Source organism: Streptomyces sp. NPDC001796, assembly GCF_042892355.1.
GTDB lineage: Bacteria > Actinomycetota > Actinomycetes > Streptomycetales > Streptomycetaceae > Streptomyces.
Genome location: NZ_JBIAUC010000016.1, coordinates 130,642 through 149,327, shown reverse-complemented (window position 1 = coordinate 149,327; position 18,686 = coordinate 130,642). Strand labels below are relative to the sequence as shown.

Below are 18,686 nucleotides of genomic sequence, written 5' to 3'. Positions count from 1 at the left end.
TCTCGTCACATTCCTCGTCGGGGAGCCTCCTGGGCTCCCTGGCCGGCGGCCACCTCCCGCAGATACGGGTTGGTGGAGCGCTCCCGGCCGATGGTCGTCTGGGGGCCGTGGCCGGACAGCACCACGGTCGAGTCGTCGAGCGGCAGGCACACGCGGGCCAGCGAGTCGAGCATCTCGGCCATGTCACCGCCGGGCAGGTCGGTGCGTCCGATGGAGCCGGCGAACAGCAGGTCGCCCGAGAAGAGGATCGGCGGGATGTCCGCCGCCTCGGGCAGGCCGAAGGTCACCGACCCCTTGGTATGGCCGGGCGCGTGCGCGACGGACAGCTCCAGACCGGCCAGCCGCAGGGTCGTGCCGTCGGTCAGTTCCTTGACGTCGTCCGGCTCCCCCACGGTCAGCTCGCCCATCAGCGGCATACCGATGGAACGCCCGAGGGCCTTCTCCGGGTCGCTCATCATGTACCGGTCCTCGGGGTGGATCCACGCCGGTACGTCGTGCGCGCCGCACACCGGGACGACCGAGGCCACGTGATCGATGTGGCCGTGGGTGAGGACGACCGCGACGGGCTTGAGCCGATGCTTCGCGAGCGCGTCCTCGACGCCCCGGGCGGCCTGGTGGCCGGGGTCGATGATCACGCACTCCTCACCCGCGGCGGGGGCGACCAGGTAACAGTTGGTCCCCCAGGCCCCGGCGGGGAACCCGGCAATCAGCACGATCGTCCTTCGTTGTGTCGTACGGGCGTCACTGGCTGTGGGTCAGAGCCTACCGGCGCTGCCGATTCCTCAGCGAACCCATATACGGTACGGGGCACACGCATGCAGTCGGCACACCAGACGCACGCGTACCGGTCGGCGGACGAGACGCATGAGGAGAAAACCCCGTGGTCAGCCAGGAACAGCGGCGGCGACAGCTCGCCCGGGAGAAGTTCTTGCGGCAGCAGCAGCGGCGTACGGAGGCGCGACGCAAGGCGCGGATGCGCAATTCCGTGATCGCGTCGGTCCTCGGCGTGTTGCTGGTGGGCAGCGTGGTGTCGTACACGGCCGGGGTCTTCAAGAGCGCCGACAAGAAGGCCAACGCGGGCTCCGAGGTGTCCCCGAGCGCCACCCCGACCAGCAAGGCGCCGGACCCCTGCGCGAAGCCCGCCCCGGGCGCGGTCAAGTCGCTGAGCTGGAAGAAGGAGCCGGCGATGACCATCGACACGTCGGCGAAGTACACGATGAAGCTGGCGACCACGTGCGGTGACATCGGCATCGCGATGAAGACGGCCGCGGCCCCGCACACGGTGAACTCGTTCAACTTCCTCGCCGCGCAGGGCTTCTTCGACCACACCAAGTGCCACCGGCTCACCACCAACGGCATCTACGTGCTGCAGTGCGGCGACCCGAAGGGCAACGGCACCGGCGGTCCCGGCTACACGATCCCGGACGAGAACCTGAAGGACAAAAGCCTGAAGGGCAACGTGTATCCGGCGGGCACCGTGGCCATGGCCAACCAGTACAACGCCTCGACCAACCAGGGCCGGAACACCGGCGGCAGCCAGTTCTTCCTCGTCTACCAGGACAGTCAGTTGCCGCCCAACTACACACCGTTCGGCACCATCGACGCCGCCGGCATGAAGGTGCTGAAGAAAATCGCAGCCGCAGGCGAGAGCACCGGCGCGGGCGACGGAACGCCGAACGCGACGGTCGTGGTCAACAAGGCGACGGTGACGAAATCCTGAACGTCAACAGCTGAATTTCGGTCGCGCGGGATGCGGACAGCCGCCCCGCCGGTCGCCTATGTTGGCCGTGACGAAACTGTGGACGATGCCCGGGGGCGCTGAGGCTCCTCGCAGGCATCATGTGGAGGAGGCGCTGTGAGCAGCGACCCGTGGGGCCGCGTCGACGAGACGGGGACCGTGTACGTGCGGACGGCCGATGGCGAGAAGGTCGTCGGTTCCTGGCAGGCCGGCTCCCCGGAGGAGGCGCTGGCCTACTTCGAGCGCAAGTACGAGGGCCTGGTGGTCGAGATCGGCCTCCTCGAGAAGCGAGTGCAGACCACCGATCTGTCGACGAAGGACGCCATGGCCGCCATCGACCACCTGCGCGAGCAGGTGGACGCCCATCACGCGGTCGGTGACCTGGAAGCACTGCGCGCCCGCCTGGACAAGCTCGTGGAGATCGTCGAGGCGCGCCGTGAGGAGCGCAAGGCACAGCGGGCCCGGCAGTCCGACGAAGCCCGCCACGCCAAGGAGGCGCTGGTCGCGGAGGCTGAGCAGTTGGCGCAGTCCGACCAGTGGCGGGCGGCCGGTGAGCGGCTGCGGTCACTGGTGGACACCTGGAAGGGGCTGCCGCGGCTCGACCGGAAGTCGGACGACGAGCTGTGGCACCGCTTCTCGCACGCGCGGTCGGCGTTCTCCAAGCGTCGCAAGGCGCACTTCGCGCAGCTGGACGCGCAGCGCGAGGAGGCCCGCAAGACCAAGGAGAGGCTGGTCGCCGAGGCCGAGGCGCTGTCGGGTTCGACGGACTGGGGGCCGACGGCGGCGCGCTACCGCGAGCTGATGGCCGAGTGGAAGGCCGCGGGCCGTGCGCAGCGGGAGCACGAGGACGACCTGTGGAACCGGTTCCGCGGTGCGCAGGACGTGTTCTTCGCCGCGCGCAGCTCCGTCTTCGCGGAGCGGGACGCCGAGCAGGCCGAGAACCTCAAGCTGAAGGAGGAGCTGGCCGAGGAGGCGGAGAAGCTGCTGCCGATCACCGACCTGAAGGCCGCGCGGGCCGCCTTCCGCTCGATCAACGAGCGCTGGGAGGCCATCGGGCATGTGCCGCGGGACGCGCGGGGGCGGGTCGAGGGCCGGATGCACGCGGTCGACCGGGCCATCCAGGAGGCCGAGGAGGCCGAGTGGCGGCGTACGAACCCGGAGGCGCGGGCGCGTGCGGAGGGCCTGACCGGTCAGTTGCAGGCGGCCGTGGACAAGCTGCGGACGCAGATCGAGCAGGCCCGGTCGGCGGGCAACACCGCGAAGGCCGAGAAGCTGGAGAAGGAGCTGGAGGGCCGCCAGGCGCTCCTGGACCAGGCCCTGAAGGGCCTGCAGGAGTTCGGCGGCTGACAGCCGACTGAAAAGGGGCTCCCGTACCTCGGTACGGGAGCCCCTTTCGTGTGCCGTGGTGGCGTCCGGCTACGGTCGGCGGGCCGAGGTGACGCGGTAGACGTCGTAGACGCCCTCCACGCCCCGTACCGCCTTCAGGACGTGGCCCAGGTGCTTCGGGTCGCCCATCTCGAAGGTGAAGCGGGAGGTGGCGACGCGGTCGCGGGACGTCTGGACGGCCGCCGAGAGGATGTTCACGTGCTGGTCGGACAGGACCCGGGTGACGTCCGAGAGCAGCCGCGAGCGGTCCAGCGCCTCCACCTGGATGGCGACCAGGAAGACGGAGGACTGGGTGGGCGCCCACTCCACGTCGAGGATGCGCTCCGGCTCCCGCGACAACGACTCCACGTTGACGCAGTCGCTGCGGTGAACCGATACGCCATTACCACGTGTGACGAAACCGATGATCGGGTCGCCGGGGACGGGCGTACAGCAACGGGCCAGTTTGACCCAGACGTCCTCGACGCCCTTGACGACCACACCCGGATCGCTGCTGGCGCGCCGCTTGCGGCCACGGCCCCGCGACGGCGGAACGGCCTCGTCGATCTCCTCGGTGGCCGCCTCCTCGCCGCCGAGCGCCTGCACCAGCTTCTGCACGACGTTCTGGGCCGCGACATGGCCCTCACCGATCGCCGCGTACAGCGACGAGATGTCCGGGTAGCGCATCTCATGAGCGAGGGTGACCAGCGAGTCGCCGGTGAGGATGCGCTGGATCGGCAGGTTCTGCTTGCGCATCGCCCGCGCGATCGCCTCCTTGCCCTGCTCGATCGCCTCGTCGCGCCGCTCCTTGGAGAACCACGCCCGGATCTTGTTGCGGGCACGCGGCGACTTCACGAAGCCGAGCCAGTCGCGGGAGGGGCCCGCGCCGGGTGCCTTGGAGGTGAAGACCTCCACCAAGTCGCCGTTGTCCAGGGTGGATTCCAGTGGCACCAGCCGTCCGTTGACCCGGGCTCCTATCGTCCGGTGGCCGACCTCGGTGTGGACGGCGTAGGCGAAGTCGACCGGGGTGGCTCCGGCCGGCAGCGCTATCACGTCGCCCTTCGGGGTGAAGACGAAGACCTCGTTGCGGGACAGGTCGAAGCGCAGGGACTCGAGGAACTCGCTGGGGTCCTCGGTCTCCTTCTGCCAGTCCAGCAACTGCCGGAGCCACGCCATGTCGTTGATGGCGTCCTTGTCCTTGGCGCCCGAACGCGGTGTGTCCGTCCGCACCTTGGAGGCGCCGGCGACGGCCTCCTGCTTGTACTTCCAGTGCGCGGCGATGCCGTACTCGGCGCGGCGGTGCATGTCGAACGTGCGGATCTGGAGTTCGACCGGCTTGCCGTTGGGCCCGATGACCGTCGTGTGCAGCGACTGGTACATGTTGAACTTGGGCATCGCGATGTAGTCCTTGAACCGCCCCGGAACCGGGTTCCAGCGGGCGTGGACCGTGCCCAGTGCCGCGTAGCAGTCGCGGACCGTGTCGACGAGGACGCGGATGCCCACCAGGTCGTAGATCTCCGCGAAGTCACGGCCGCGGACGATCATCTTCTGGTAGACGCTGTAGTAGTGCTTGGGGCGGCCGGTGACGGTCGCCTTGATACGGGCGGCGCGCAGGTCGGCCTGGACCTCGTCGGTGACGATCGCGAGGTATTCGTCGCGCTTGGGGGCACGCTCGGCGACCAGGCGCACGATCTCGTCGTACATCTTGGGGTAGAGGATCGCGAACGCCAGGTCCTCCAGCTCCCACTTGATGGTGTTCATGCCCAGGCGGTGGGCGAGCGGCGCGTAGATCTCCAGGGTCTCGCGCGCCTTCTTCTCCTGCTTCTCGCGCTTGAGGTAGCGCATGGTGCGCATGTTGTGCAGCCGGTCGGCGAGTTTGATGACCAGGACGCGCGGGTCCTTGGCCATGGCGACGACCATCTTGCGCACGGTCTCGGCCTGCGCGGCCTCGCCGAACTTCACCTTGTCCAGCTTGGTGACGCCGTCGACGAGAAGGGCGACGGTGTCGCCGAAGTCGCGGCGCAGCTGGTCCAGGCCGTACTCGGTGTCCTCCACCGTGTCGTGCAGCAGGCCCGCCATCAGGGTGGCCGGGTCCATGCCGAGCTCGGCGAGGATGGTGGTGACGGCGAGGGGGTGCGTGATGTACGGGTCGCCGCTCTTGCGCTTCTGGCCGCGGTGCCAGCGCTCGGCGACCTGGTAGGCGCGCTCGATCTGGCGCAGCGTGGAGTTCTCGATCTTCGGGTCGTTGCTGCGCACTATCCGCAGCAGCGGCTCCAGGACGGGGTTGTACGGGTTGGCACGCTGCACTCCGAGCCGGGCGAGGCGGGCGCGGACGCGGTTGGAGGAGCCGGTGCGGGCGGGCGGGGCCGGCGTCGCGCGCACGGCCGGAGTGCGCTCGGGAGGGGCCGGCTTGGGGCGCGGCTGCTCGGCCGCCTGGTCCGCGGGCGCGGACTGGGCGTGCTCCACCGTCCCGTGCGGGGCGTTCTTCGCGCTGCGCGCGGGGGTGGTCGCGGCCTTCGACGCGGGGTCGGGCTTGGCGGCGGTCAGTGGCTGGGCCTCGTCTGGCAAGAGGGCTCCTCGTGCGCGATCCGGGTCCCCCGGTCAGGCTCCGGAGCACCCATGGTAGCGATCCCGGGCTCCGGGCTCGCCCCCAGGCCGTGGGACGGTCTGCTGTCAGAGGAACGCGTGAGGCGGGCCCCGGATTCCTCCGGAGCCCGCCTCACGGTGTCCTGCGGCCCCACGGGGCCTTGAGCAGGGGTGTACGGCGCGGAAAATCAGACCTGGAGCAGTGCCTCCAGCGGGGCACCGGCCAGGGCCGGTTCCAGTCGGGCTCGGCCGCCGAGGAAGCCCAGTTCCATGAGGACCGAGACGCCCGCGACCTCGGCGCCCGCCCGGCGGATGAGCTGCAGTGAGGCCTCGGCGGTGCCGCCGGTGGCGAGGACGTCGTCGACGACCATCACACGGTCGGACGCCGACAGGTCCTCGGCGTGCACCTCGATCTCCGCGGAGCCGTACTCCAGGTCGTACGCCTGCCGCAGGGTGGCTCCGGGCAGCTTGCCCGCCTTGCGTACGGGGACGAAGCCGATGCCCGCGCGGACGGCGACCGGGGCGCCGAGGATGAATCCGCGTGCCTCCAGGCCGACGATCTTCGTCGCGCCGTGCCGTACGGTCAGCTCCGCCAGCGCGTCGGTGAGCGCGGTGAAGGCCGCCGGGTCCGCGAGCAGCGGGGTGATGTCCTTGAACATCACCCCCGGCTCCGGGTGGTCCGGGACGTCCCGGATACGGCTGAGCAGCAGTGCCTGTATGTCGGTCGTCTCGGTCATCGGCGCTTTCCGGAGGGTCGGCCGCGACCGCGGTTGCGGGACGCGGGCTGGCTGCGCTGGCCGACGACCGCCGGTGCGGCGTCCTCCGGCTCCTCCGCGCCGGATCCGTCCTCCGCCGGCACCCCGGCGGGCTCGGCCTCTGCGGCCTGCGCCCGCTTGGCCAGCACGCGCCGCTTGAGGGCCTTCATCTGCGGCTCGCGCTCCTTGAGGTCGGCGACGAGCGGAGTGGCGATGAAGATCGAGGAGTACGCACCGGCCGCGAGGCCGACGAACAGCGACAGCGAGATGTCGTTGAGCATGCCGGCGCCGAGGAAGCCGCCACCGATGAACAGCAGGCCCGCCACCGGCAGCAGCGCGACCACGGTGGTGTTGATGGAGCGGACCAGGGTGCTGTTGATCGATCGGTTGGCGACGTCGCTGAAGGTCCAGCGGGTCTGCTTGGTGATGTCCTTCGTCTGCTCCTTGAGGCTGTCGAAGACGACGACCGTGTCGTAGAGCGAGTAACCGAGGATCGTGAGCAGACCGATCACGGTGCCGGGCGTGACCTCGAAGCCGACGAGGGCGTAGATGCCGGTGGTGATCGTGATGTCGTGGATCAGCGCGACGAGGGCCGCCACGGCCATGCGCCACTCGAAGGCGATCGCCAGATAGATCACGACCAGCACCATGAAGATCGCCAGGCCCTCCCAGGCCTTGTTGGCGATCTGCTCGCCCCAGCTGGGGCCGACCAGGTCGGCGTTGATCTGCTCCGAGGGGACGTTCAGGTCCTTGGCCAGCTCATCCTTGATCTGGTCGGACTTGCCGGTGTCGATCCCGGCGATCTGGATGCGCAGGCCGCCCGTGCCGAGCTTCTGCACGACGGCGGTGTGGCCGGAGGCCTCCCGGCCGTAGGTCTCGGCCTGGGCCACCGAGGCGCTCGTCTTCGGCGTGGTGAAGACGGCTCCGCCCTGGAACTCGATGCCCATGTTCAGGCCGCGCACCACCAGGCCGACGATGGCCGTGATGGTGATCAGGATCGAGACGCCGTACCAGATCTTGCGCTTGCCGACGAAGTCGTAACCGACCTCGCCTCGGTGGAGCCGGGCGCCGAGGTTGCCGAGCTTCGACATCTCTCACGCCTCCTTCGGGTCGACGGGGGCGGAGGGACGACGGGTGCGCCGCAGGGGCGGCTTGGCGCCCAGGCGCTTGGGGTCGAGGCCGGACCAGCTGTGGCCGCTCGCGAAGAACTGCCGGCGGGCCAGGATCGTCAGCAGCGGCTTGGTGAACAGGAACACCACCACGACGTCGAGCAGGGTCGTCAGGCCGAGCGTGAACGCGAAGCCCTGGACCTTGCCGACGGTGACGATGAAGAGCACCGCGGCGGCGAGGAAGGACACGAAGTCGGAGACCAGGATGGTGCGCCGGGCGCGCGGCCAGCCGCGTTCGACGGCGGGGCGCAGGGAGCGGCCCTCGCGGATCTCGTCCCGGACGCGTTCGAAGTACACGATGAACGAGTCCGCGGTGATGCCGATCGCGACGATGGCACCGCACACGGCGGGCAGGTTCAGCGCGAAGCCGATGGTCGGGCCGAGCAGCGCCATGATCACGTAGGTGAGGATCGCGGAGACCACCAGGGACGCGACGGCGATGGCCGCGAGGCCGCGGTAGTAGACGACCAGGTAGATCACGACCAGGGCCAGGCCGATGGCGCCCGCGATCAGACCGGCGTGCAGCTGCTCACCGCCGAGCGCGGCGGTCACCGTGGTGACGCTCGACTCCTTGAAGGAGAGCGGGAGAGCACCGTACGACAGCATGTTGGACAGGCTCTGGGCGTCCTCCTGGGTGAAGCTGCCGGAGATCTCCGCGTTGCCGCCGGTGATGGCCGTCTGGACGTACGGGTGGGAGACGACCTCGTCGTCCAGGACGATCGCGAACTCGTTCTGCGGGGTCGTCTTCTTCGAGAGCTGCCCGGTGATGTCGGCGAACTTCTTCGCACCGCTGGAGTTGAAGGTCATCTGGACCTGCCAGCCGGCGGCGCCCTGCGTGTCGTAGACGGCCTGGGCCTTCTTGATCTCCGTGCCGTCGACCGCGACCGGGCCGAGCAGGAACTTGTTCCACACGTTGCCGTCCTTGCCGCAGGCGACGGTGGGCTCGCCCTTCTGGGCGCCCTTGCCGGCCGTGGCGCGCTGCTCGGGCTTGGTGCAGTCGAGGGCGGCGTACTGGGCCTGGAGCTTCGCCGCGTCACCGGAGGCGGAGCCGGCGCTCGAGGACGGCGAGGCGCTCGCGGAGGGCTTGGTGGAGGCGCCGGCGGACGCGGAGCCGGCCGCGGACGGCGTGGAGGTCGCCTTCAGCGCGTCGGTGACGGGGCGGCCCTGCGAGGTGGCGGAGGCCGACGGGCTCGCGGAGCCGGACGTCGCCTTGCTCTTGCTCGCCGAGCTCGACGGGCTGGGCGAGGCGCTGCCGCCCGCGCTGGAGCTGGGGCTGGGGCTCGCCGAGGCGCCGCTGCCGGAGGCGTCGCGCTGCAGGACCGGACGGAAGTACAGCTTGGCGGTGGTGCCGACCTGTTCCCGGGCCTCCTTGGAGTTCGTGCCCCGGGGAATGTTGACGATGATGTTGCGGTCGCCCTGGGTCTGGACCTCCGCTTCGGACACGCCCAGACCGTTGACCCGTCGGTTCATGATCTCGACCGCGGTGTCCATGTTGGTCTTGTTGATCGCGTTGGGCTGACCGGGCTCGTTGACCGCCGTCAGCGTGATGCTGGTGCCGCCGGCGAGGTCGATGCCGAGACGCGGAGTGGTGTGTCCGGAGGCGAACATTCCCCCGGTGAGCGCCGCGATGGCGATCAGGATGAGGGCCAGCGAGCGCCCTGGCTTGCTCTGGGCGCTCGCGCTCCGGCCCTTCTTCGGTGCTGCCACCTTCTCGTACTCCCTCTCGAGCCGCCGCGCGCGGGGTCAGCGCACGGGCGGCCATGCCATTGTGTCGGGATTCCACACGAAAACCGCACAGCCCGGCCCGGGACGCGCCGATCGCGCGCCCTGGCTCGGGGTGCGGTCACTTCGCGTCGGAGTCGCCGTCGGTCTTCTTCGGCTCTGCTTCGTCGGCCTTCGCGTCGCTCGCGGCGTCCGCGTCCTTCTTGCCGAGGTCGACCTTGTCGTCGGAAGGGCCCGAAGAGGCGGTGGCGGGCTCGTCGGTCTCGGTGAGGGAGGAGGCGTCGTCCGGCACGACGGCGCCGTCGGCCTTCAGGTCGTGCTCGATGCCGTGGACGATGCGGTTGTACTCGTCGTCGGTCAGGACGGCGCCGATCGCGTTCTTCGCGAAGAGCAGCTCCACGCCCGGGCCCGCGTCAAGGAGGACCGTGTCGTCGTTGACCTCCTTGACCGTCGCGTACATGCCCCCGATCGTGCGGACGCCGCTGCCGGGCTGCATGTCGTTGCGCATTTGCGCGGCCTGCTGCTGCTTGCGCTTGGCCGAGCGGGTCATCAGGAACATGGCCCCGATGAGCACGATGAACGGGAGGAGGGTCACGATATTCACGGGACGGAATTTCCTTCGCACGACCGCTCGATCGGCGGCCTGGTGGATGGGGGTGTGATGGGCGCCGCCCGCGAAGGCGGCATCGGCGGAGTCTAAGCGAGTCCGCACGCAAGGAACAACGCTCAGCATGGCACTCGGGTTCCTGGTGGGGCGAGTCCCTCGCCGTCACGCCCCGAACAGGTCCTGTTGTCCGTTTCCCCCGGTCGCTCCGCGTGGCGCGGTCAGCCCGAGGTGCGCCCACGCGGCCGGTGTCGCCACCCGTCCGCGCGGGGTGCGGGCGAGCAGGCCCTCCCTGACCAGGAAGGGCTCGGCGACCTCCTCCACGGTTTCGCGCTCCTCGCCCACGGCGACGGCGAGCGTGGACAGGCCGACGGGGCCGCCGCCGAACAGCTTCAGCAGGGCCTCGAGGACGGCGCGGTCGAGGCGGTCGAGGCCACGGGCGTCGACCTCGTAGACGCCGAGCGCCGCCGCGGCGATCTCCCGGGTGATCACTCCGTCGGCCTTGACCTGGGCGTAGTCCCGAACGCGGCGCAGCAGCCGGTTGGCGATACGGGGGGTGCCACGGGAGCGTCCGGCGATCTCCGCGGCGCCCTGGGGGTCGATCTCCACGTCGAGCAGGCTCGCCGAACGGTGGATGACGCGCTCCAGCTCGGCGGGCTCGTAGAACTCCATGTGCGCGGTGAAGCCGAAGCGGTCGCGCAGCGGGGGCGGGAGCAGGCCCGCGCGCGTGGTGGCGCCGACCAGCGTGAACGGCGGCAGTTCCAGCGGGATGGCGGTGGCGCCGGGGCCCTTGCCGACGATCACGTCGACGCGGAAGTCCTCCATCGCCATGTAGAGCATCTCCTCCGCGGGCCTGGACATGCGGTGGATCTCGTCGAGGAAGAGGACCTCACCCTCCTGCAGCGAGGAGAGGATCGCGGCCAGGTCGCCGGCGTGCTGGATGGCGGGACCGCTGGTGATGCGGATGGGGGCGCCCATCTCGGCCGCGATGATCATCGACAGGGTCGTCTTGCCGAGGCCGGGGGCGCCGGACAGGAGCACGTGGTCGGCGGTGGCGCCCCGCGCGCGGGCCGCGCGCAGCACCAGGTCGAGCTGCTCCCGGACCTTCTCCTGGCCGATGAACTCGTCCAGGTCCTTGGGGCGCAGGGCGGCTTCGACGGCCTGGTCCTCACGGTCGGCGACAGAGCCCACCAGCCGCTCGGGGGCGGGGGTGTCGGTCGTGTCGTCCCAGTTCACTCACGTACTCCCTGGCTCAGCGGGCTCGGTTCAGGGTCTGCAGGGCCGCCTTGAGGAGGGCTCCCACCTGGGGCGTGCCCCCGGTGGCCTCGGCCTGCGGGGCGACCGCGGCGACCGCCTCCTCGGCCTCCCGGGTCGCGTACCCGAGGCCGACCAGGGCGGCGTGCAGCTGGTCGCGCCAGCCGGAGGCGGCGGGTGCGGCTGCCGCGGGGACGCCGACCGGCTCGCCCAGGCGGTCCTTCAGCTCCAGGAGCAGCTTCTGGGCGCCCTTCTTGCCGATGCCGGGAACGGCGGTGAGCGCCTTCTCGTCACCGGTCGCCACGGCGCGCCGCAGCGCGTCCGGGGAGTGCACGGCCAGCATGGACTGGGCCAGGCGCGGGCCGACACCGCTCGCGGTCTGCAGCAGCTCGAAGATCTGGCGCTCGTCGTCGTCCGCGAAGCCGTACAGAGTCAGCGAGTCCTCCCGGACGACCAGGGAGGTCGCGAGCTTCGTCTGCCGGCCGAGCCGGAGCCCGGAGAGGGTGTTCGGCGTGCACTGGACGGCGATGCCGATGCCGCCCACCTCGACGACCGCGGAGTCCGGGGCGAGGGCGGCGACCGGGCCGCTGACGAAGGCGATCATGCGGTACGGCCTTTCGTGACGTGCTTCGATGCGTGCAGGGCGACGGCCTGCTGCAGCCGGTTCTGCGCGGAGGCGCGCCAGATGTGGCAGATGGCGAGGGCGAGGGCGTCGGCGGCGTCGGCGGGCTTGGGTGGCGCGTCCAGCCGGAGCAGCCGCGTGACCATCGCGCCGACCTGCGCCTTGTCGGCACGTCCGGTGCCGGTGACGGCCGCCTTGACCTCGCTCGGGGTGTGCAGGGCGACGGGGATGCCGCGGCGGGCCGCGCACAGCATGGCGACGGCGCTGGCCTGGGCGGTGCCCATCACCGTGCGCACGTTGTGCTGGCTGAAGACTCGCTCGACGGCGACGAACTCGGGCCGGTGTTCGTCCAGCCACTGCTCGATGCCCTGCTCGACGGCGACGAGGCGGTGGCCGAGATCGGCGTCCACGGGCGTTCGGACGACGCCGACGCCGAGCATGGTGAGCGTGCGCCCGGGCACGCCCTCGACCACCCCGACACCGCACCGCGTCAGCCCCGGGTCCACCCCCAGCACGCGCACGCCTGTCCCCTCCCGTCCATTCGCCTGTTTGTGCAGGCTATCGGGTGCCACCGACAACGACCCGCAAAGCGACGGGCCGACGGGAGTGTCCCGTCGGCCCGTCGAACCCAGCGGCAGCGTTACGCGCCGACCTTCTCCATGATCTCGTCGGTGACGTCGAAGTTCGCGAAGACGTTCTGCACGTCGTCGCTGTCCTCGAGCGCGTCGATCAGCTTGAAGATCTTCTTGGCGCCTTCCTCGTCCAGCTGGACCTGCATGGTCGGGACGAAATTGGCCTCGGCGGAGTCGTAGTCGATCCCGGCGTCCTGCAGGGCCTTGCGGACCGCGACCAGGTCGGTGGCCTCGCTGATGACCTCGAAGGACTCGCCCAGGTCGTTGACCTCCTCGGCGCCCGCGTCGAGCACGGCGCCCAGGACGTCGTCCTCGGTCAGCTCGCCCTTGGGGACGATCACGACGCCCTTGCGGTTGAACAGGTACGAGACCGAGCCCGGGTCGGCCATGGAGCCACCGTTGCGGGTCATCGCCACGCGCACGTCGGAGGCGGCACGGTTGCGGTTGTCGGTGAGGCACTCGATGAGCACCGCGACACCGTTCGGGCCGTAGCCCTCGTACATGATCGTCTCGTAGTCGGCACCGCCGGCCTCGAGCCCCGCGCCACGCTTGACGGCGGAGTCGATGTTCTTGTTCGGGACCGACGACTTCTTCGCCTTCTGGATGGCGTCGTAGAGAGTCGGGTTGCCGTCGGGGTCCGCGCCGCCCGTCCGGGCCGCCACCTCGATGTTCTTGATCAGCTTCGCGAAGAGCTTGCCGCGCTTGGCGTCGATCACGGCCTTCTTGTGCTTCGTCGTGGCCCATTTAGAGTGGCCGGACATCTGCCTGTCTCCTTCGCGTAACCCATCTCTGCAACGAACTCCCCCAGACCTTAACGGCTGGGAGGACCCCCGGAGATCCTACTAGGACTCCGGTACCCGATTGGCGCGCACCATGTCGACGAACAGGGCGTGCACACGGTGGTCGCCGGTCAGCTCCGGGTGGAACGACGTGGCGAGGGCATTGCCCTGGCGTACGGCGACGATGTGGCCGTCGTGCTCGGCGAGCACCTCGGCGCCCGCCCCGACGGACTCGACCCAGGGGGCGCGGATGAAGACGCCCTCTACAGGATCGCCCTCGATGCCCTGGACGTCGACGGCCGCCTCGAAGGACTCGTTCTGCCGTCCGAAGGCGTTGCGGCGCACGATCATGTCGATGCCGCCGACGGTCTCCTGGCCGGAGCGCGGGTCGAGGATCTTGTCCGCGAGCATGATCATGCCCGCGCAGGTGCCGTAGACGGGCATGCCGTCACGCACGCGCGCGCGGAGGGGTTCCATCACTCCGAAGAGGACGGCCAGCTTGGAGATGGTGGTGGACTCGCCGCCGGGGAGGACGAGGCCGTCGACCTCGGCGAGCTCTTCGGGGCGCCGCACCGGCCTGGCCACGGCGTCGGCCGCGGCCAGGGCGATGAGATGCTCCCGTACGTCGCCCTGGAGGGCCAGGACGCCAATGACGGGTGCGTCAGTCATGTGTTCGTGCAGTCCTCGTGCTGTTCCTGCGGAGACTTACCAGCCGCGGTTGGCGTAGCGCTCGGTCTCGGGGAGGGTGTCGCAGTTGATGCCGACCATGGCCTCACCGAGGTTGCGGGACGCGTCCGCGATGATCTTGGGGTCGTCGTAGAAGGTGGTGGCCTTCACGATGGCGGCGGCGCGCTTGGCCGGGTCGCCGGACTTGAAGATGCCGGAGCCGACGAAGACGCCCTCGGCGCCGAGCTGGCGCATCAGCGCGGCGTCGGCCGGGGTGGCGACGCCACCGGCGGAGAACAGCACGACCGGGAGCTTGCCCAGCTCGGCGACCTCCTTGACCAGCTCGTACGGGGCGCGCAGCTCCTTGGCGGCGGCGTACAGCTCGTGGTTGTCGAAGCCGCGCAGGCGGGCGATCTCGTTCTTGATCTGGCGCAGGTGGCGGACGGCCTCGACGACGTTTCCGGTGCCGGCCTCGCCCTTGGAGCGGATCATCGCGGCGCCCTCGGCGATGCGGCGCAGGGCCTCGCCGAGGTTGGTGGCGCCGCAGACGAAGGGGGTGGTGAACGCCCACTTGTCGGAGTGGTTGACCTCGTCGGCGGGGGTGAGGACCTCCGACTCGTCGATGTAGTCGACGCCGAGGGACTGCAGGACCTGGGCCTCGACGAAGTGGCCGATGCGGGACTTGGCCATGACCGGGATGGAGACGGCGTCGATGATGCCCTCGATCATGTCCGGGTCGGACATGCGGGCCACGCCGCCGTCCTTGCGGATGTCGGCCGGGACCCGCTCCAGAGCCATGACGGCGACGGCGCCCGCGTCCTCGGCGATCTTCGCCTGCTCCGGCGTGACGACGTCCATGATCACGCCGCCCTTGAGCTGCTCGGCCATGCCGCGCTTGACGCGGGCGGTGCCGGTCTCGGGGGTCTGGGGGGTGGAGAGCTCGCTGGACACGGGTTTCGACCTCACTCGGAAAAAGACGGATTTCTGCTGGACCGAGGAAACGGGACGGGTGCAGGCCACTGCAAGGGCCAATGGGGAGCCGGTGGATCGTTTTGCGCCGTGGCGCGAAGCGACACCTGTGGCCCGCGGCCTGGGTCACTCGTCCACGCACCGTATCCCGTGGCCTGTGTCCCGTGCCCTGTGGCGCCGTGCCCGTGGCCTCGTGGCCTCGTGGCCTGTGCCCTGTGCCCTGTGGCCTCGTGGCCCTGTGGCCCTGTGTCCCGTGGCCCCGTGCCGCCCGCCGTTGTCCCGTGGTTTCAGGCCGTCGAGCGGTCCGTCAGTGCCGCCGGGGGCTCGTCGTCCATTTCGAACGCCATGGGGAACGGGGCGTGCCCGGCGAGGCGGAACCAGCGCACCTTGCGGTGCCGGCGCAGGGCCCGCGCCGCGCGTACGGCGTCGTTGTGGAAACGGCGGGCCATCGGCACCCGGCGCACCGCCTCGGTCAGCTCCCGTGCGGCCGTCTCCCCGCCGGGCGCCTCGCGCACCGCCTCGACCTGCTGCGCCTCCGCGAACACGGCCCGCAGCGCCTGGCTCAGCTCGCTCTCGGCGACCTCCCGCTGCTCCTCCTCGGCCTGCCGTGCCGCGTGTGCGGCCTCGTACAGGACGATCGACGCAGCCGGGTCGAGCACACCGGAGGTGGCCAGTTCCTGGGCGACCGAGGCCCGCCGCAGCAGCTGCGCGTCGAGCGCGGCGCGCGCCGCGTCGATCCGGGCGTGCAGCCGGTCGAGCCGCCCTGCGGTCCAGCTCAGATAGAGGCCGATCGCGACGAGTGCGACGAGAGTCCAGATGAGGGTTGCGGTCACGGGCGAAGGTTATCGGCCCGCGCTCGCCCCTTCCCCGGCTCCCTCGGGCCCACCGGAACGCCGGGCCCGGCGGCCGGACCTCAGTCCCGCGCCAGCCCCAGCCGCGCCCGCAGCCCCGTGCGCTCGTCCGCCGCCACCGCCGCCGCGCCCGCCGTCACCGTCTCGTAGACCGACAGGATGTCCGCGCCGACCGTCGACCAGTCGAAGCGCCGTACGTGGGCGCTTCCCCGGGCGCTCAGTTCGGCTCGGCGGTCCGCGTCGTTCAGCAGGCGTACCGCGGCGTCGGCGAGGGCGTCGGCGTCCTCGTTGGCGAACAGTTCGCCGGCCGCTCCCTGGTCCAGGACCTGCGCGAAGGCGTCCAGGTCGGAGGCGAGGACCGGGGCGCCCGCCGACATGGCCTCGACGAGGATGATGCCGAAGCTCTCGCCGCCGGTGTTGGGCGCCACGTACAGGTCGACGCTGCGCAGCAGGCGCGCCTTGTCCTCGTCGCTGATCATGCCGAGGAACTGCACGCGCGGGCGCAGCTCGGGGGGGAGCGTCTCGACCGCCTCCTCCTGGTCTCCCCGGCCCGCCACCAGCAGCCGTGTCCGGGGGCGAGCGGCGAGGATCTTCGGCAGGGCCTTCATGAGGACCGGCAGGCCTTTGCGCGGTTCGTCGATGCGCCCTATGAAACCGATCGTGTCCCCCTGCCACTCGGGCCTGGGCTCGGCCTTCGCGAAGAAGTCGACGTCCACGCCGTTGGGGATCACCACCGCATCGCCGCCCAGATGTTCGACGAGGGTGCGCCGCGCGTACTCGCTCACCGCGATCCGCGCGCTGATCTTCTCCAGGGCCGCCTGGAGGATCGCGTACGCGGCGATCATGGCCCGGGAGCGCGGGTTCGACGTGTGGAAGGTCGCCACGATCGGGCCCTGCGCCGCCCAGCAGGCCAGCAGGCCCAGGGACGGCGAAGCGGGCTCGTGGATGTGGATCACGTCGAACCCGCCGTCGTGCAGCCAGCGCCGCACGCGCGCGGCGCTCAGGAAGCCGAAGTTCAAACGTGCCACCGAGCCGTTGTACGGCACCGGGACGGCACGCCCGGCCGAGACGACGTACGGCGGCAGCGGGGTGTCGTCGTCCGCCGGCGCGAGGACGGACACCTCGTGCCCGAGGCGGACGAAGTACTCGGCCAGATCGCGGATGTGGAACTGGACGCCGCCCGGCACGTCCCAGGAGTACGGGCAGACGATGCCGATCCTCACGGCGTGCCCTTCCCGGGTTCCCTGGTCGGGTCCAGGTCGGCGAGCCACAACCGCTGCAGCATGTGCCAGTCCTCCGGATGCTCGGCGATCCCCGTGGCGAAGGCGTCGGCCAGCGCCTGTGTCATGACAGACGTCTTCTCGGCCCGGCTGCCTGACTGGGGTACCTCGATCGGGGGGTGCACGCGGCCCTGCATGACGGGCGAGTCGTCGTACCAGAGCGTCACCGGCAGCAGCAGCGCGCCGGTCTGCTGGGCGAGCAGCGCCGGTCCCGCCGGCATCCGGGCCGTCTCGCCGAAGAAGGTCACCTCGACGCCGGAGGCGGACAGGTCCCGGTCGGCGACCAGACAGACCAGTCCCCCGTCGCGCAGCCGCCGGGCCAGGGTGCCGAACGCGGAGCCGCCGCTGTGCGGCAGCACCTCCATGCCGAGGCCCTCGCGGTAGGCGACGAACCGGTCGTAGAGCGTCTCCGGCTTGAGCCGCTCGGCCACCGTGGTGAACGGCGTGCGCAGCTCGGTGGTGACCCAGGCGCCCGCCAGGTCCCAGTTGGCCAGGTGCGGCAGCGCGAGCACGACGCCCTTGCCGGCGGCGAGCCCGTCGGTGAGGAAGTGCAGGTCCTTGGGGTCGAAGCCGCGCCTTATGCGCTCCGGGCTCCACACGGGCAGCCGGAAGGACTCCATCCAGTAGCGCAGGTAAGACCGCATGCCCGCCCGCGTAAGCTCGGCGAGCCGCTCCGGGGTCGCGTCGGGCACCACGCGCGCGTAGTTGCTCTCGAGCCGTCGCACGCCCTTGCCGCGCTGTTTCCAGGCGAGGTCGGCGATGGTGCGGCCGAGCCGGGTGGCGACGGGTTCGGGCAGCGTCTTCACCGTGCTCCAGCCAAGGCCGTAGAGCCCGTCCGTGAGCCGTTCCTGGAGGCTGGTCATGCCGCCGCCCCACTCCTCTTGCCGCCGCTCACTTGGCCGCCTCGCTGCCGTGCGAGGCGCTCTCGTCGTTCTGCCCGGCCGCGGCGGCGTCCGCCTCGGCGGACTCCCGGCGCACGGTGACGACCCGCTGGATCAGTGTGACCAGGCTGCCGACGGCGACGATCCACAGCGCGATCGGCAGCAGGTACTGGATGCCGGGTACGCCGAACTTGTGCAGGCCCGCGAGCCCGGCGGCGACCAGTGAGATCACCAGGCGTTCGGCGCGCTCCACGAGCCCGTTGACCGCCACGGGCAGCCCGATCGACTCGCCGCGGGCCTTGGTGTACGACACCACCTGGCCGCTGGCCAGACAGAAGATCGACACCGCGCACAGGACGTTGTCGTTGCCGTTGCCCGCGTACCACAGGGCGAAGCCGCCGAAGATCGCGCCGTCGGCGACCCGGTCGAGCGTGGAGTCCAGGAAGGCGCCCCAGCGGCTGGAGCGGCCCAGCTGGCGGGCCATGTTGCCGTCGACGAGGTCCGAGAAGACGAACAGCGTGATGACGACCGTGCCCCAGAAGAACTCGCCCCTGGGGTAGAAGACCAGTGCGCCCGCGATCACGCCGGCGGTGCCGATCAGCGTGACCGTGTCGGGGCTGACGCCCCGCCGGATCAGAAACGCGGCGAACGGTGTGAGAACACGCGTGAAGAAAGCACGCGCGTACTTGTTCAGCATGGCCTTCCCGACGGTCGGTGAGCCGCGCGGCCCCTGCTGGCCACCGGCGCGCCCAATCGTAGCCACGCGCGCGTGGGCGCGACGGCCGGGCACCCAAGGCCCTGTGTCACGGCCTG

General features: G+C 70.6%; 17 protein-coding genes and 1 pseudogene. 2 read left to right on the top strand and 16 right to left on the bottom strand.

The features are described from left to right. Positions 1–5 precede the first annotated feature (5 nt). Positions 6–713 carry an MBL fold metallo-hydrolase gene (locus ACFYZE_RS27365; RefSeq protein WP_388999341.1) on the bottom strand — a complete coding sequence of 236 codons (708 nt, stop codon included), beginning with the start codon at positions 711–713 and terminating at the stop codon, positions 6–8. Between the two features lie 167 nt (positions 714–880). On the opposite strand from ACFYZE_RS27365, the gene ACFYZE_RS27360 reads away from it, so the two are divergent. Both ACFYZE_RS27360 and ACFYZE_RS27355 read left to right on the top strand, forming a co-directional pair. Continuing rightward, positions 881–1,720, top strand: a complete 840-nt coding sequence (locus ACFYZE_RS27360) for a peptidylprolyl isomerase (RefSeq protein WP_388999338.1) — start codon at positions 881–883, stop codon at positions 1,718–1,720. A gap of 135 nt (positions 1,721–1,855) precedes the next feature. Continuing rightward, positions 1,856–3,085 carry a DUF349 domain-containing protein gene (locus ACFYZE_RS27355; RefSeq protein ID WP_388999335.1) on the top strand — a complete coding sequence of 410 codons (1,230 nt, stop codon included), beginning with the start codon at positions 1,856–1,858 and terminating at the stop codon, positions 3,083–3,085. Positions 3,086–3,154: 69 nt separating this feature from the next. On the opposite strand, the gene ACFYZE_RS27350 is transcribed toward ACFYZE_RS27355, so the two are convergent. From ACFYZE_RS27350 to pgsA, 15 genes and pseudogenes are all read right to left on the bottom strand, one after another. Continuing rightward, a complete protein-coding gene (locus tag ACFYZE_RS27350) occupies positions 3,155–5,671 on the bottom strand; it encodes a RelA/SpoT family protein (RefSeq protein ID WP_388999332.1) in 2,517 nt (838 codons plus the stop codon). 206 nt (positions 5,672–5,877) lie between these two features. After that, on the bottom strand, positions 5,878–6,426 hold the full coding sequence (locus ACFYZE_RS27345; protein WP_366025415.1) for an adenine phosphoribosyltransferase: 549 nt from the start codon (positions 6,424–6,426) through the stop codon (positions 5,878–5,880). Next, positions 6,423–7,535: a protein translocase subunit SecF gene (gene secF / locus ACFYZE_RS27340; protein ID WP_388999329.1), complete on the bottom strand. Its 1,113-nt coding sequence runs from the start codon at positions 7,533–7,535 to the stop codon at positions 6,423–6,425. The genes ACFYZE_RS27345 and secF overlap by 4 nt, the downstream gene beginning before the upstream one ends. A gap of 3 nt (positions 7,536–7,538) precedes the next feature. After that, the gene (secD, locus tag ACFYZE_RS27335; RefSeq protein ID WP_388999327.1) at positions 7,539–9,320 is read right to left on the bottom strand and encodes a protein translocase subunit SecD; all 1,782 of its coding nucleotides are present in this window, start codon (positions 9,318–9,320) and stop codon (positions 7,539–7,541) included. A gap of 136 nt (positions 9,321–9,456) precedes the next feature. Next, on the bottom strand, positions 9,457–9,939 hold the full coding sequence (yajC, locus tag ACFYZE_RS27330) for a preprotein translocase subunit YajC (protein ID WP_388999324.1): 483 nt from the start codon (positions 9,937–9,939) through the stop codon (positions 9,457–9,459). Between the two features lie 165 nt (positions 9,940–10,104). Then, positions 10,105–11,175: a Holliday junction branch migration DNA helicase RuvB gene (gene ruvB / locus ACFYZE_RS27325; RefSeq protein WP_388999321.1), complete on the bottom strand. Its 1,071-nt coding sequence runs from the start codon at positions 11,173–11,175 to the stop codon at positions 10,105–10,107. Between the two features lie 16 nt (positions 11,176–11,191). Then, a complete protein-coding gene (gene ruvA, locus ACFYZE_RS27320) occupies positions 11,192–11,797 on the bottom strand; it encodes a Holliday junction branch migration protein RuvA (protein ID WP_388999318.1) in 606 nt (201 codons plus the stop codon). Further along, positions 11,794–12,336, bottom strand: coding sequence for a crossover junction endodeoxyribonuclease RuvC (gene ruvC / locus ACFYZE_RS27315; RefSeq protein WP_388999315.1), 543 nt, complete (start codon positions 12,334–12,336; stop codon positions 11,794–11,796). Before ruvC ends, ruvA begins: the two co-directional genes overlap by 4 nt. A gap of 119 nt (positions 12,337–12,455) precedes the next feature. After that, positions 12,456–13,208: a YebC/PmpR family DNA-binding transcriptional regulator gene (locus ACFYZE_RS27310; protein WP_388999312.1), complete on the bottom strand. Its 753-nt coding sequence runs from the start codon at positions 13,206–13,208 to the stop codon at positions 12,456–12,458. Positions 13,209–13,289: 81 nt separating this feature from the next. Then, positions 13,290–13,895: a pyridoxal 5'-phosphate synthase glutaminase subunit PdxT gene (pdxT, locus tag ACFYZE_RS27305; RefSeq protein ID WP_388999309.1), complete on the bottom strand. Its 606-nt coding sequence runs from the start codon at positions 13,893–13,895 to the stop codon at positions 13,290–13,292. 36 nt (positions 13,896–13,931) lie between these two features. Next, positions 13,932–14,843 (bottom strand): pyridoxal 5'-phosphate synthase lyase subunit PdxS, encoded by a 912-nt coding sequence (pdxS, locus tag ACFYZE_RS27300; RefSeq protein WP_103842625.1) that lies wholly within the window; start codon positions 14,841–14,843, stop codon positions 13,932–13,934. 305 nt (positions 14,844–15,148) lie between these two features. Further along, on the bottom strand, positions 15,149–15,694 hold the full coding sequence (locus ACFYZE_RS27295; protein WP_388999306.1) for a hypothetical protein: 546 nt from the start codon (positions 15,692–15,694) through the stop codon (positions 15,149–15,151). Positions 15,695–15,774: 80 nt separating this feature from the next. Continuing rightward, positions 15,775–16,935, bottom strand: a complete 1,161-nt coding sequence (locus ACFYZE_RS27290; RefSeq protein ID WP_388999303.1) for a glycosyltransferase family 4 protein — start codon at positions 16,933–16,935, stop codon at positions 15,775–15,777. Continuing rightward, entirely contained in the window at positions 16,932–17,855 is a 924-nt protein-coding gene (locus tag ACFYZE_RS27285; protein ID WP_388999300.1) for a phosphatidylinositol mannoside acyltransferase, read from the bottom strand. The genes ACFYZE_RS27290 and ACFYZE_RS27285 overlap by 4 nt, the downstream gene beginning before the upstream one ends. A 28-nt stretch (positions 17,856–17,883) precedes the next feature. Next, positions 17,884–18,626, bottom strand: a pseudogene (pgsA, locus tag ACFYZE_RS27280) (phosphatidylinositol phosphate synthase). Positions 18,627–18,686 lie beyond the last annotated feature (60 nt).